The sequence below is a fragment of the Erwinia sp. AC075 genome (assembly GCF_979253995.1).
In genome coordinates this window covers 2,856,029-2,869,143 of sequence record NZ_CEEDEU010000001.1, presented here as the reverse complement: position 1 = coordinate 2,869,143, position 13,115 = coordinate 2,856,029, and the positions used below count along the sequence as shown (strand labels likewise).

The window sequence follows — 13,115 nt, the reverse complement described above, 5'->3', positions numbered from 1 at the left end:
AAGCTATCTACGGCTGGGGACGCGAACTGGATGCAGGAAAAACAAAATAATTTTCATCGGCCGGATTTGGCGCTTATCAGAAGTTTGGTTATCCAAAAATGATTCATGCTACTCTGATGAAATCGTTATAAAAGGAGAGCAGGGCATGCAGTTGCACGAGGGTTGGATCCACGGAGTGAAGCGGGTTCACTCGCCGCATTTCAATGAGCGTCCGGATAATGAAACGCCGTCGCTGTTGGTGATCCACAATATCAGCCTGCCTCCAGGTGAGTTTGGCGGTCCGTGGATCGATGCGTTATTCACCGGGACCTTAGATCCCCACGCCCATCCCTATTTTGCCGATATCGCCCAGCTGCGGGTTTCCGCGCACTGCCTGATCCGCCGCGACGGTGAAATCGTGCAGTACGTTCCTTTTCACCTTCGCGCATGGCACGCTGGCGTATCGACCTATCAGGGCCGTGAAGCCTGCAATGACTTTTCCATTGGCATCGAACTCGAAGGGACGGACAGCCTGCCCTATACCGATGCGCAGTATCAGGCGCTGGAAGAACTCACCGCGCTGCTTATCGCCCATTATCCCGGAATAGCCGAGCACATCACCGGGCACAGTGATATTGCGCCGGTAAGAAAAACCGATCCGGGTCCGGCTTTTGACTGGACAAGATTTCGGGACGCGCTGGGCAGCCGCCCGGACGCCCCAGTACAGGAGTAACAGGCATGACGCTTTTTAGTTTGTTGTTGGTTCTGGGCTGGGAACGCCTGTTCAAAATGGGCGAGCACTGGCAGCTGGATCATCACCTGGCGCCGCTGTTTCGCAAGAAGCACCGGTTTTCGCTGGTGCGTACGCTATCAATGATGCTGCTGGCGATGGCGGTGATGGTGGTTTGTCTGCTGGCGCTGAAAGGACTGTTTTTCGGCGTGCTGCAACTGCTGTTCTGGATTGCGGTTGGGCTGCTGTGCATCGGTGCCGGGTCTGTTCGTCTGCATTATCATGCCTATCTGAAAGCGGCGAGCCATAACGACACCGATGCGCATCAGGCGATGGCGGAAGAGTTGACGCTCATCCACGGTATTCCGGTCGATTGCGACGAACGGGAATACCTGTGCGAACTGCAAAACGCGCTGATGTGGATTAACTTCCGCTACTATCTGGCGCCGCTGTTCTGGTTTGTGGTTGGCGGCCCCTGGGGACCGGTATTGCTAGTGGGATACGCTTTCCTGCGTGCGTGGCAGTCGTGGCTGGCGCGTCATCATTCACCGCTGGAGCGCTCACAGTCGGGCGTGGATGCGATCCTGCATATGGTTGACTGGCTGCCGGTCAGGTTAGTGGGCGTGGCGTATGCGCTGCTGGGCCATGGCGAGCGCGCGCTGCCCGCCTGGTTTGCTTCCCTTGGCGACCGCCACACTTCGCAATATCAGGTGCTGACGCGGCTGGCCCAGTTCTCTCTGGCTCGCGATCCGCACACCGATAAGGTCGAAACCCCTCGCGTCGCCGTAGCGCTGGCGAAGAAGGTTTCGTGGGTGATGGTGGTGGTGGTAGCGCTGTTAACCATTTACGGCACGCTGGTCTGACGACGAATCAGCGGGAGGCGTGCCAAATTCCGGCATCCCCTGCGCATTCCAGCCAAAGGTTTTGATCCGCGTATGACGATTAGGGTCATACAGCGGATCGCCCTCAATTTCGGTGTAATTCCGCGCATGATAGACCAGCACATCCTCTCCCTTCTCTGAAACCGTAAAGCTGTTATGACCGGGCCCAAACTGGCGGTGCTGCGTATTGGTGGTAAAGACCGGTTGCGTCGATTTATGCCAGTTAGCACCGTTCAGCGGGTCCGCATCCGCGTCAATCCACAGTAAGCCCATGCAGTAGTTTTCATCGGTAGCGCTGGCGGAATAGCTGACAAACAGACGATTGCCATGGCGGATTGCGGCGGGGCCTTCGTTGACGCTAAACCCCCGGCATTCCCAGTCAAACTCTGGCCGGCTGATCATCACCGGCTCACCTTTTATCGCCCACGGCGTGGCAAGCTCCGCCAGATAGAGGTTGGAGTTACCGGCGATGGCCGGATCTTTCTGCGCCCACAAATACCAGTTCTTCCCCTGATGCACAAAGTGCGTGGCATCCAGCGCAAAGCTGTCGATCGGGGTGACAATCTGCCCGCATTCTCGCCACGCGCCGGTGAGGGGATTATCGTCCGTACAGGCCAGCGCAAACATTCGGTGCTGGAACAGGCCGTCTTTGATCGCCTGGGTGGGCGCCGCGGCAAAGTAGATGACCCAGATACCGTCGATTCTGTGCAGTTCGGGTGCCCAGATCAGCTCGCTCATTTCGCCGCTGTCTGGTTTTCGCCAAACCACAACCGGCGAGGCCTCAGCCAGTGCGGCCAGCGTTTTAGCCTGGCGGATTTCCAGCCGGTCATATTCCGGGACGGAGGCGATAAAGTAGTAGCTGCCGCGATCGAACAGGATAAAAGGATCGGCGCGCTGCTCGATTAACGGGTTTTGCCAGAGTGAGGAAGTCATTATGTATTCACCGGTTTGGTTGGGGATTTACTGTCGTGATAGTCGTTCAATTCCTGGAAATTCTGCCGACGCTTCTCCAGGTCCTGCTGGATTTGCAGCATCATCGGACGATCCACTTTCAGCAGGCGAACCACGCCGGCGGTGATCAGATAGCCCACGCCAGGGATCACGGTAAACAGCAGCATAATGCCGTTGATGGCACTCGGTGCCTGCGCTTTGGCGCCAGCGTCGTAGCCATAATAAGAGAGCAGGAAGCCCACCATGGCACCGGCGACCGCAAGTCCCACTTTCAGGAAGAACAGATTGCCGGAGAAGCTGATACCGGTAATGCGTTTCCCGGTTTTCCATTCACCGTAGTCATCCACGTCGGCCATCAGCGACCAGTGCAGCGGCGAAGGGATCTGATGCAGGATATTCAGCACAAAGTACATCACCACCACCAGCACGGTAGCGTGAGGATCGAGGAAGTAGAAGCCGCTGGAGAAAATCGCCAGCACGATGTTGGTCCAGAAAAATACCTTCAGTTTGCACCAGCGGTCGGTCATCACCTTCGCCAGCGTACTGCCAATCATCATGCCAATGACGCCCAGGCTGATAAACAGCGTGGCGAAGTGCGTTGACTGGCCCATCACCCAGGTGACGTAGTACATGGTGGCCGCCATACGGATAAAGCCGGGGCAGACGTTGCAGAAGGTCAGCAGCAGGATGCGAACCCACTGGTCGTTTTTCCACACGGCCTTCAGGTCAGATTTCAGATCGTCATTGCTGGGCACCGCCGGGTGGATACGTTCGCGCACCGTGGCGAAACAGAACAGGAACATGCACAGGCCAATCAGCGCCAGCACGCTCATCGCCATTTGGTAACCGCGGGCTTTGTTTTCTCCGCCAAACCACTCCGCCATCGGCAGCAGGGAAAGGGAGAGGATCAGGGTGGCGATACCGACCATCACAAAGCGGTAAGACTGGCAGGAGACGCGTTCGCTCGGATCATTGGTGATCACGCCGCCCAGCGAGCAATAGGGAATATTGATCGCCGTATAGGTCAGCGACATCAGGAAGTAGGTGACAAAGGCATAGATAACCTTGCTGTTATAGGTCCATTCTGGCGTGGTAAACATCAGTACGCTGAACAGCACATAGGGCAGGGAAATCCACAGCAGCCAGGGCCGGAAGCGGCCATATTTGCTCTGCGTTCTGTCGGCAATCGCGCCCATGATTGGGTCGGTCACCGCATCGATAACCCGTACCGACAGCAGCAGCACGCCGACCAGCGCGGGCGCCAGACCAAACACGTCTGTGTAGAAATAATTAAGGAACAGCATGATGGCGCCGCCGATCATATTGCAGCCCGCATCGCCCATGCCGTAGCCAATCTTCTCTTTAATCGAAAGTGCAGTGCCCTTCATGGATTTTTCCCTTACTGGAATCATGAAGTGCAGTATTAATGGCTTAGGGGGGATTTGCGCTGGTGGAAAGCGTCGCAGAGATGGACAAAATCCCTGTCGGCGAGAAAGTGTGAGGTGGATAACATTTATGCTTTCAGGCGGGGAAGCCGACGATGAACAGTAAGCAGAACTGGTGAACGAGCAGAAGGAAAAGAAGAGGGCACGGGCGTGCCCTCTTGCTGTCAGGCTTTCTGAGACCGCGACTTGAGCATATATCCCACGCCCAGAATGGCAATCCACACCGGGATCAACCAGACGGAGATCGCCATGCCTGGCGTCATCGCCATAATCACCAGAATACCGGCCAGGAACAGCAGGCAGATATAGTTACCCACGGGATACAGCAGCGCCTTAAAGCGGGTGACCACGCCCTGCTGATCTTTCTTACGGCGGAACTTCAGGTGCGCCAGGCTGATCATCGCCCAGTTAATCACCAGTGCCGACACCACCAGAGCCATCAGCAGACCGAAGGCCTCACCCGGCATCAGATAGTTGATCAGTACGCAGAAGGCGGTGGCGGCAGCAGACACCGCGATGGCCATTACCGGCACGCCGCGTGAATCGACCTTCAGCAGCGCTTTCGGGCCGTTGCCCTGTTGCGCCAGGCCAAACAGCATACGGCTGTTGCAGTACACGCAGCTGTTATACACCGACAGCGCCGCCGTCAGGATCACCACGTTCAGCGCATTCGCCACCAGGCTGTCGCCCAGCTCGTGGAAAATCATCACGAACGGGCTGGCACCGCCAATCACTTTGGTCCACGGATACAGCGACAGCAGTACGGTCAGTGAGCCGATATAGAAAATCAGGATGCGGTACAGCACCTGGTTGGTCGCTTTCGGGATGCTTTGCTCTGGGTTATCCGCTTCTGCTGCGGTGATGCCAACCAGCTCAAGGCCACCGAAGGAGAACATGATCACCGCCATCGCCATCACCAGGCCGGAGATGCCGTTCGGGAAGAAGCCGCCACGATCCCACAGGTTGGAGACGCGCGCTTCAGGCCCGGCATGGCCGCCGAACAGTAACCAGCAGCCGAACACAATCATCGCCACGACCGCAGCCACTTTAATGATCGAGAACCAGAACTCCATCTCACCGTACACTTTTACGTTGGTCAGGTTGATGGCATTGATCACCACGAAGAACACGGCGGCAGACACCCAGGTCGGAATATCCGGATACCAGTACTGGATGTATTTGCCGACGGCGGTCAGTTCCGCCATCGCCACCAGCACATACAGGATCCAGTAGTTCCAGCCAGAGGCGAAACCGGCAAAATTGCCCCAGTATTTGTAGGCAAAGTGGCTGAAGGAACCGGCTACCGGCTCTTCAACCACCATTTCACCCAGCTGACGCATAATCAGGAAGGCAATAAAGCCGCCGATCGCGTAGCCCAGCAGCACCGACGGGCCCGCCATGCGGATGGTATCGGCAATGCCGAGAAACAGGCCGGTACCCACGGCACCGCCCAACGCGATCAGCTGAATATGGCGGTTTTTCAATCCCCGCTTCAGCGTTTCGCCCTGTGTTTGTTCCATATAAACCTCATGATGTCGTTATTATTTTCAACAAAAGACGCGTCTTTGTCAGTCAGTTGTCACAGGTAACGTATTGAAAAATTTACAGTGCCAGAGACACTAAAAAGAGGCTCATGCTACCTTCGCGACAAGAATAGTGATAAGCGGGGGCTATTGCACTCGCTTTCGCTTTTTGTGCGGGAGAATGCCTAAAAATTCATCGCTTAATCACAATTCATGTTTCTGTCACAAACCCGACCAAAAGACGAATAACGTTGCCTTATGGCCGGTGGATTTTTACCCACTAAATGCTTGCCTTGTTTCAGAAAAGTTAAAAAATTTAACATTTGAAACACCCCGCTTTTCCACCCCATTTTCGGGACTCTTCCTCTATGGGAAAACGAGACGTGGGTCCTGTTTCAGTGGGTTGCCATATGGACATAAGGTGAATACTTTGTTAGTTTACGGGCACCTTTTTGCAATTGGTATTACCAATTAACTTCGGCAAATGGCAGAAGAAGGGATGATGGCCTACAGTAAAATCCGCCAACCAAAGCTATCCGATGCTATCGAGCAACAGCTCGAGTCCCTGATTATGGAAGGGACCCTGCGTCCGGGTGAAAAGTTGCTCCCGGAACGTGAGCTCGCAAAACAGTTTGATGTCTCCCGTCCTTCTCTGCGTGAAGCTATCCAACGTCTGGAAGCGAAAGGTTTACTGCTGCGTCGTCAGGGCGGTGGCACCTTTGTGCAAACCAGCCTGTGGCAAAGCCTGAGCGACCCGCTTGTTGAACTGCTGGCTGACCACCCGGAATCCCAGTTTGACCTGCTGGAAACGCGCCATGCACTGGAAGGGATCGCCGCGTATTACGCCGCGCTGCGGGGCACGGACGATGATTTTGAACGTATTCGCCACTGCCATGTGCAGATCCAGACCGCACAAGACAGCGGGGATCTGGACGCAGAAGCGGATGCGGTGATGCAGTATCAGATCGCTGTAACAGAAGCGGCCCATAATGTGGTGCTGCTGCATTTACTCCGCAGCATGGGGCCGATGCTGGAACAGAACGTCAGACAGAACTTCGAATTGCTCTACTCGCGCCGGGAAATGCTGGCAAAAGTAGGCGGTCACCGCGCCAGAATTTTTGAGGCGATTGTGGCACGCGAACCCGAAAAGGCGCGCGAAGCCTCACACCGTCACCTGGCGTTTATCGAGGAAATATTGCTGGACAGAAGTCGGGAGCAGAGTCGCAGAGAGCGCTCCTTACGACGATTACAGCAACGTAAGGACTAACGCGTAACCATAACGCGGAACTATGCCCTGCCACTGGCAAGGTATACACGACGAGCCTGTCTCACTGTGCCTGAAGGATTGCGGACACAGCGGGACAGGCTCCAGACAATTCAACGTATTAGACACAGATAAGGAATACCCCCATGTCAGAACGTTTACACAATGACGTGGATCCGATCGAAACTCGCGACTGGCTACAGGCGATCGAATCGGTCATCCGTGAAGAAGGTGTTGAGCGCGCACAGTTCCTGATCGACCAGGTAATGAGCGAAGCACGTAAAGGTGGCGTTAAAATCGCGGCAGGCGTGAATGCCCGCAACTACGTCAACTCTATTGCTGTTGAAGACGAGCCGGACTATCCGGGCAATACTTCTCTCGAACGTCGTATCCGTTCCGCAATTCGCTGGAACGCCATCATGACCGTTCTGCGTGCATCGAAGAAAGATCTGGACCTCGGTGGTCACATGTCCTCCTTCCAGTCTTCTGCGACCATCTATGAAGTGTGCTTTAACCACTTCTTCCGTGCGCGTAGCGAAAAAGACGGCGGCGATCTGGTGTACTTCCAGGGCCACATCTCTCCGGGCGTTTACGCACGTGCCTTCCTTGAAGGCCGCCTGACCGAAGAGCAGATGAACAACTTCCGCCAGGAAGTTGACGGGAAAGGCTTGTCCTCTTACCCGCACCCGAAACTGATGCCTGATTTCTGGCAGTTCCCGACCGTATCAATGGGTCTGGGCCCAATCGGCGCGATCTACCAGGCGAAATTCCTGAAGTACCTTGAGCACCGTGGTCTGAAAGACACCGCGGCGCAGACCGTTTATGCCTTCCTCGGCGACGGCGAGATGGATGAGCCAGAATCCAAAGGGGCGATCACCATCGCCACCCGTGAGAAGCTGGACAACCTGGTCTTCATCATCAACTGTAACCTGCAGCGTCTGGATGGCCCGGTCACCGGTAACGGCAAAATCATCAACGAACTGGACGGCATCTTTGCTGGCGCCGGTTGGGAAGTGATCAAAGTTATCTGGGGCGGACGTTGGGACGAACTGCTGCGTAAAGACACCACCGGTAAACTGGTTCAGCTGATGAACGAGACCGTGGACGGTGACTACCAGACCTTCAAATCCCGCGATGGCGCTTACGTGCGTGAGCACTTCTTCGGTCGTTACCCGGAAACCGCCGCGCTGGTTAAAGACATGTCTGACGACGAGATCTGGTCACTGAACCGTGGCGGTCACGATCCGAAGAAAGTCTTTGCTGCCCTGAAAAAAGCGCAGGATACCAAAGGGAAACCGGTGGTTATTCTGGCACATACCATTAAAGGCTATGGTATGGGCGAATCCGCTGAAGGCAAAAACATCGCTCACCAGGTGAAGAAAATGAACATGGATGGCGTGCGCTATATCCGTGATCGTTTCAACGTGCCTGTTGACGACAGCAACATCGAAAAACTGCCGTATGTCACCTTCGAGAAAGATTCCGAAGAGTACAAATACCTGCACGGTCAGCGTGAGAAACTGGGTGGCTACCTGCCAACCCGCCAGCCAAACTTCAGCGAGAAGCTGGAAATGCCTGCGCTGGAAGAGTTCTCCGCCTTGCTGGAAGAGCAGAACAAAGAAATTTCGACCACCATCGCCTTCGTGCGTGCCCTGAACGTGATGCTGAAGAACAAGTCGATCAAAGATCGTCTGGTTCCGATCCTCGCCGATGAAGCGCGTACTTTCGGGATGGAAGGTCTGTTCCGTCAGATCGGTATTTACAGCCCGAACGGTCAGCAGTACACCCCGCAGGACCGCGAGCAGGTTGCTTACTACAAAGAAGACGAGAAAGGCCAGATCCTGCAGGAAGGGATTAACGAACTGGGCGCAGGTGCCTCATGGCTGGCGGCGGCAACGTCTTACAGCACCAACAACCTGCCAATGATCCCGTTCTATATCTACTACTCAATGTTCGGTTTCCAGCGTATCGGTGACCTGTGCTGGGCTGCAGGCGATCAGCAGGCTCGTGGCTTCCTGGTTGGCGGCACCTCCGGCCGTACCACGCTGAACGGCGAAGGTCTGCAGCACGAAGATGGCCACAGCCATATTCAGTCTCTGACTATCCCTAACTGTATCTCTTACGATCCTTCATACGCTTACGAAGTGGCAGTCATCATGCATGACGGTCTGGTGCGTATGTACGGCGAAGCGCAAGAGAACGTCTACTACTACATCACTACGCTGAACGAAAACTACCACATGCCTGCGATGCCGCAGGGTGCGGAAGAGGGTATCCGTAAGGGTATCTACAAGCTGGAAACGGTAGAAGGCAACAAAGGTAAGGTACAGCTGCTGGGTTCAGGCTCTATCCTGCGTCACGTGCGTGAAGCTGCGCAGATCCTGGCGAAAGACTACGGCGTTGGCTCTGACGTTTACAGCGTCACCTCGTTCACCGAACTGGCCCGTGATGGTCAGGACTGCGAGCGCTGGAACATGCTGCACCCGACAGAAGAACCACGCGTGCCATACGTTGCGCAGATCATGCACGATGCACCGGCCGTGGCCTCAACCGACTACATGAAACTGTTCGCCGAGCAGATCCGTACCTTCATGCCAGCCAGCGATTACCGCGTACTGGGCACCGACGGTTTCGGTCGTTCTGACAGCCGTGAAAACCTGCGTCACCACTTTGAAGTGGATGCGTCTTACGTAGTGGTTGCGGCTCTGGGTGAACTGGCTAAACGCGGCGAAATCGAGAAGAAAGTGGTGGCGGAAGCGATCATCAAATTCAATATCGATGCCGATAAAGTCAACCCGCGTCTGGCATAAGAGGGAAAGATTAATGGCTATCGAAATTACCGTACCGGATATCGGTGCAGACGAAGTGGAAGTCACCGAGATTATGGTCAAGGTGGGCGACAAGGTTGAAGTTGAGCAGTCGCTGATCACCGTAGAGGGCGATAAAGCCTCTATGGAAGTCCCTTCCCCTCAGGCGGGCGTGGTGAAAGAGATCAAGGTTGCTACCGGTGACAAAATTGAAACCGGCAAGCTGATCATGATCTTCGAAGACGCGGAAGGTGCTGCGGCACCGGCCAAAGCCGAAGAGAAAAAAGAAGACGCGAAACCGGCGGCAGCCGCTGCGCCTGCTCAGGCAGAAAGCAAAGACGTTGCCGTGCCAGATATCGGTTCTGACGAAGTTGAAGTGACCGAAATCATGGTCAAAGTCGGTGACACGGTGGAAGCCGAGCAGTCGCTGATTACCGTTGAAGGCGACAAAGCCTCAATGGAAGTGCCTGCACCTTTTGCGGGTGTGGTGAAAGAGATCAAAATCAGTACCGGCGATAAAATCAGCACCGGCTCGCTGATCATGGTCTTCGAAACTGCCGGTTCAGGTTCGGCTCCGGCTGAAGCGAAGCCAGAAGTGAAAGAAGAAGCGGCAGCGGCACCAGCCGCCGCCGGCGGCGCGAAAGAAGTCGCCGTGCCGGATATCGGTGATGACGAAGTCGAAGTCACCGAAATCATGGTCAAAGTGGGCGATAAAGTGGCTGCCGAGCAGTCGCTGATCACCGTTGAAGGCGACAAAGCCTCGATGGAAGTCCCGGCACCGTTCGCGGGCACCGTGAAAGAGATCAAAATCAGCACCGGCGATAAAGTGAAAACCGGTTCGATGATCATGGTCTTCGAAGTGGAAGGCGCTGCGCCAGCGGCGGCTGCGCCGGCAGCGGCACCACAGCAGGCTGAACCGGCTAAGCAGGAAGCGAAAGCGGCTCCGGCACCGGCGAAAGCGGAATCCAAAGGTGAGTTCGCTGAGAACGATGCTTACGTCCACGCCACGCCGGTTATCCGTCGTCTGGCACGTGAGTTCGGCGTCAATCTGTCGAAAGTGAAAGGCACTGGCCGTAAAGGCCGCATTCTGAAAGAAGACGTGCAGTCTTACGTCAAAGATGCGGTTAAACGTGCCGAGTCTGCACCTGCAGCATCGGCCGGTGGCGGTATGCCGGGCATGTTGCCATGGCCGAAAGTGGACTTCAGCAAGTTCGGTGAGATTGAAGAAGTCGAGCTGGGCCGCATCCAGAAAATTTCGGGTGCCAACCTGAGCCGTAACTGGATCGTGATCCCTCACGTTACCCAGCACGACAAGGCCGACATTACCGAAGTGGAAAACTTCCGTAAGCAGCAGAACGACGAAGCCGCGAAGAAGAAACTGGATCTGAAGATCACCCCACTGGTGTTCATCATGAAGGCCGTTGCCAAAGCGCTGGAAGAGTTCCCACGTTTCAACAGCTCGCTGTCTGAAGATGGACAGAAGCTGACGCTGAAGAAATACATCAACATCGGTGTGGCGGTTGATACGCCAAACGGTCTGGTGGTTCCGGTGTTCAAAGACGTCAACAAGAAAGGCATTGTTGAGCTGTCTAACGAACTGTCGGTAATTTCGAAGAAAGCGCGTGACGGTAAGCTGACGGCCGGCGATATGCAGGGCGGCTGCTTCACCATCTCCAGCCTTGGCGGCATCGGTGGCACTTCGTTCACCCCTATCGTCAATGCGCCGGAAGTGGCGATCCTCGGCGTGTCAAAATCGTCGATGGAGCCGGTCTGGAACGGTAAAGAATTCGTTCCTCGCCTGATGCTGCCACTGTCGCTCTCCTTCGATCACCGCGTGATCGACGGCGCAGCCGGTGCACGCTTCGCGGCTTACATCGCAACAGTCATGGCGGATATCCGCCGTCTGGTGATGTAAACCGTTACAAGGCCGGCTTTTGCCGGCCTTCTCATAGCCGACTTTCGATGTGCTAAGTCGACAAGGTAGTTGAAAACGTTTCGTATCAAGCGGTTTGCAGTCTGTTAACAATTCTGTAAACTCTTGCGGTGTAAACGTACCGGTGGATGAATGAATATCCCAGCGGTTAACTAAGAGGTCATGATGAGTACAGAAATTAAAACTCAGGTCGTGGTACTTGGGGCAGGTCCTGCGGGCTACTCTGCAGCCTTCCGCGCAGCCGATTTAGGTCTGGAGACCGTCATCGTTGAGCGTTTCAGCACCCTGGGTGGGGTTTGTCTGAACGTGGGTTGTATCCCTTCCAAAGCGCTGCTGCACGTCGCGAAAGTGATTGAAGAAGCTAAAGCCCTGGAAGAGCATGGTATCGTGTTTGGTAAGCCACAAACCGACATCACCAAAATTCGTACCTGGAAAGAAAAAGTCATCAACCAGCTGACCGGTGGTCTGGCAGGTATGGCGAAAGGCCGCAAAGTTAAAGTGGTCACCGGTCTGGGTAAATTCACCGGCGCTAACACGCTGGTGGTTGAAGGCGAGAATGGTGCCACCACCATCAACTTCGACAACGCCATCATTGCTGCGGGCTCCCGTCCGATTCAGCTGCCATTCATCCCGCATGAAGATCCTCGTGTCTGGGACTCCACCGACGCCCTGGAACTGAAAGAAGTGCCTGAGCGCCTGCTGGTTATGGGTGGCGGTATCATCGGTCTGGAAATGGCGACCGTGTATCACGCGCTGGGTTCACAGATTGACGTGGTTGAGATGTTTGACCAGGTTATCCCTGCGGCTGACAAAGACGTGGTGAAAGTCTTCACCAAGCGTATCAGCAAGCAGTTCAATCTGATGCTGGAAACCAAAGTGACCGCGGTTGAAGCGAAAGACGACGGTATCTACGTCACCATGGAAGGCAAAAAAGCGCCGGCCGAACCACAGCGTTACGACGCGGTTCTGGTGGCGATTGGCCGCGTACCTAATGGTAAAGGTCTGGATGCCGGTCAGGCGGGCGTGGAAGTTGACGACCGTGGCTTTATCCGCGTCGACAAGCAGATGCGTACCAACGTGCCGCACATCTACGCTATCGGCGACATCGTCGGTCAGCCGATGCTGGCGCACAAAGGCGTGCATGAAGGCCACGTGGCAGCAGAAGTGATCTCCGGTAAGAAACATTATTTCGACCCGAAAGTGATCCCATCGATTGCTTACACCGAGCCAGAAGTTGCCTGGGTCGGTCTGACCGAGAAAGAAGCGAAAGAGAAGGGCATCAGTTACGAAACTGCCACCTTCCCATGGGCGGCCTCCGGTCGTGCCATCGCTTCTGATTGTGCAGACGGTATGACCAAACTGATCTTCGACAAAGAAACTCACCGCGTGATCGGTGGTGCAATTGTCGGTACCAACGGCGGTGAGCTGCTGGGTGAAATCGGTCTGGCTATTGAGATGGGTTGTGATGCGGAAGATATCGCGCTGACCATCCATGCTCACCCAACGCTGCATGAATCCGTGGGTCTGGCTGCCGAAATGTTCGAAGGTAGCATCACTGACCTGCCAAACCCGAAAGCGAAGAAGAAGTAAGTCGCTACGTGG

At 55.2% G+C, this 13,115-nt stretch carries 9 protein-coding genes; 6 read left to right on the top strand and 3 right to left on the bottom strand.

What is annotated here, in order from left to right:
* Positions 1-145: 145 nt before the first annotated feature.
* Together ampD and ampE are read left to right on the top strand one after the other, a co-directional pair.
* Complete coding sequence (gene ampD / locus AC0IXH_RS13660; protein ID WP_134823486.1) at positions 146-712, top strand: 1,6-anhydro-N-acetylmuramyl-L-alanine amidase AmpD; 567 nt, start codon at positions 146-148, stop codon at positions 710-712.
* Positions 713-717: 5 nt separating this feature from the next.
* Positions 718-1,572 carry a beta-lactamase regulator AmpE gene (ampE, locus tag AC0IXH_RS13655; protein WP_151038241.1) on the top strand — a complete coding sequence of 285 codons (855 nt, stop codon included), beginning with the start codon at positions 718-720 and terminating at the stop codon, positions 1,570-1,572.
* On the opposite strand, the gene AC0IXH_RS13650 is transcribed toward ampE, so the two are convergent.
* The 3 genes from AC0IXH_RS13650 to aroP all read right to left on the bottom strand — a co-directional run bounded on the left by AC0IXH_RS13650 (position 1,546) and on the right by aroP (position 5,506).
* Positions 1,546-2,523, bottom strand: coding sequence for a glycoside hydrolase family 43 protein (locus AC0IXH_RS13650; protein ID WP_471720566.1), 978 nt, complete (start codon positions 2,521-2,523; stop codon positions 1,546-1,548). The two genes, ampE and AC0IXH_RS13650, sit on opposite strands and share 27 nt — an antisense overlap.
* Positions 2,523-3,929 (bottom strand): glycoside-pentoside-hexuronide (GPH):cation symporter, encoded by a 1,407-nt coding sequence (locus AC0IXH_RS13645; RefSeq protein ID WP_013200780.1) that lies wholly within the window; start codon positions 3,927-3,929, stop codon positions 2,523-2,525. The genes AC0IXH_RS13650 and AC0IXH_RS13645 overlap by 1 nt, the downstream gene beginning before the upstream one ends.
* A gap of 221 nt (positions 3,930-4,150) precedes the next feature.
* On the bottom strand, positions 4,151-5,506 hold the full coding sequence (gene aroP / locus AC0IXH_RS13640; protein ID WP_134823489.1) for an aromatic amino acid transporter AroP: 1,356 nt from the start codon (positions 5,504-5,506) through the stop codon (positions 4,151-4,153).
* 505 nt (positions 5,507-6,011) lie between these two features.
* On the opposite strand from aroP, the gene pdhR reads away from it, so the two are divergent.
* The 4 genes from pdhR to lpdA all read left to right on the top strand — a co-directional run bounded on the left by pdhR (position 6,012) and on the right by lpdA (position 13,103).
* Positions 6,012-6,776, top strand: coding sequence for a pyruvate dehydrogenase complex transcriptional repressor PdhR (pdhR, locus tag AC0IXH_RS13635; protein WP_013200782.1), 765 nt, complete (start codon positions 6,012-6,014; stop codon positions 6,774-6,776).
* 143 nt (positions 6,777-6,919) lie between these two features.
* A complete protein-coding gene (gene aceE / locus AC0IXH_RS13630) occupies positions 6,920-9,583 on the top strand; it encodes a pyruvate dehydrogenase (acetyl-transferring), homodimeric type (RefSeq protein WP_013200783.1) in 2,664 nt (887 codons plus the stop codon).
* Between the two features lie 13 nt (positions 9,584-9,596).
* Positions 9,597-11,495 carry a pyruvate dehydrogenase complex dihydrolipoyllysine-residue acetyltransferase gene (gene aceF, locus AC0IXH_RS13625; RefSeq protein ID WP_346566990.1) on the top strand — a complete coding sequence of 633 codons (1,899 nt, stop codon included), beginning with the start codon at positions 9,597-9,599 and terminating at the stop codon, positions 11,493-11,495.
* Positions 11,496-11,678: 183 nt separating this feature from the next.
* A complete protein-coding gene (lpdA, locus tag AC0IXH_RS13620) occupies positions 11,679-13,103 on the top strand; it encodes a dihydrolipoyl dehydrogenase (RefSeq protein ID WP_013200785.1) in 1,425 nt (474 codons plus the stop codon).
* The last annotated feature ends 12 nt before the right edge of the window (positions 13,104-13,115 follow it).

Excerpts from the sequence above, each read along its gene's own strand:
- aceF (WP_346566990.1), top strand. The coding sequence starts at position 9,597 with ATGGCTATCGAAATTACCGTACCGGATATCGGTGCAGACGAAGTGGAA.
- AC0IXH_RS13650 (WP_471720566.1), bottom strand. The coding sequence starts at position 2,523 with ATGACTTCCTCACTCTGGCAAAACCCGTTAATCGAGCAGCGCGCCGAT.
- ampD (WP_134823486.1), top strand. The coding sequence starts at position 146 with ATGCAGTTGCACGAGGGTTGGATCCACGGAGTGAAGCGGGTTCACTCG.
- aceE (WP_013200783.1), top strand. The coding sequence starts at position 6,920 with ATGTCAGAACGTTTACACAATGACGTGGATCCGATCGAAACTCGCGAC.
- lpdA (WP_013200785.1), top strand. The coding sequence starts at position 11,679 with ATGAGTACAGAAATTAAAACTCAGGTCGTGGTACTTGGGGCAGGTCCT.
- pdhR (WP_013200782.1), top strand. The coding sequence starts at position 6,012 with ATGGCCTACAGTAAAATCCGCCAACCAAAGCTATCCGATGCTATCGAG.
- AC0IXH_RS13645 (WP_013200780.1), bottom strand. The coding sequence starts at position 3,929 with ATGAAGGGCACTGCACTTTCGATTAAAGAGAAGATTGGCTACGGCATG.
- aroP (WP_134823489.1), bottom strand. The coding sequence starts at position 5,506 with ATGGAACAAACACAGGGCGAAACGCTGAAGCGGGGATTGAAAAACCGC.
- ampE (WP_151038241.1), top strand. The coding sequence starts at position 718 with ATGACGCTTTTTAGTTTGTTGTTGGTTCTGGGCTGGGAACGCCTGTTC.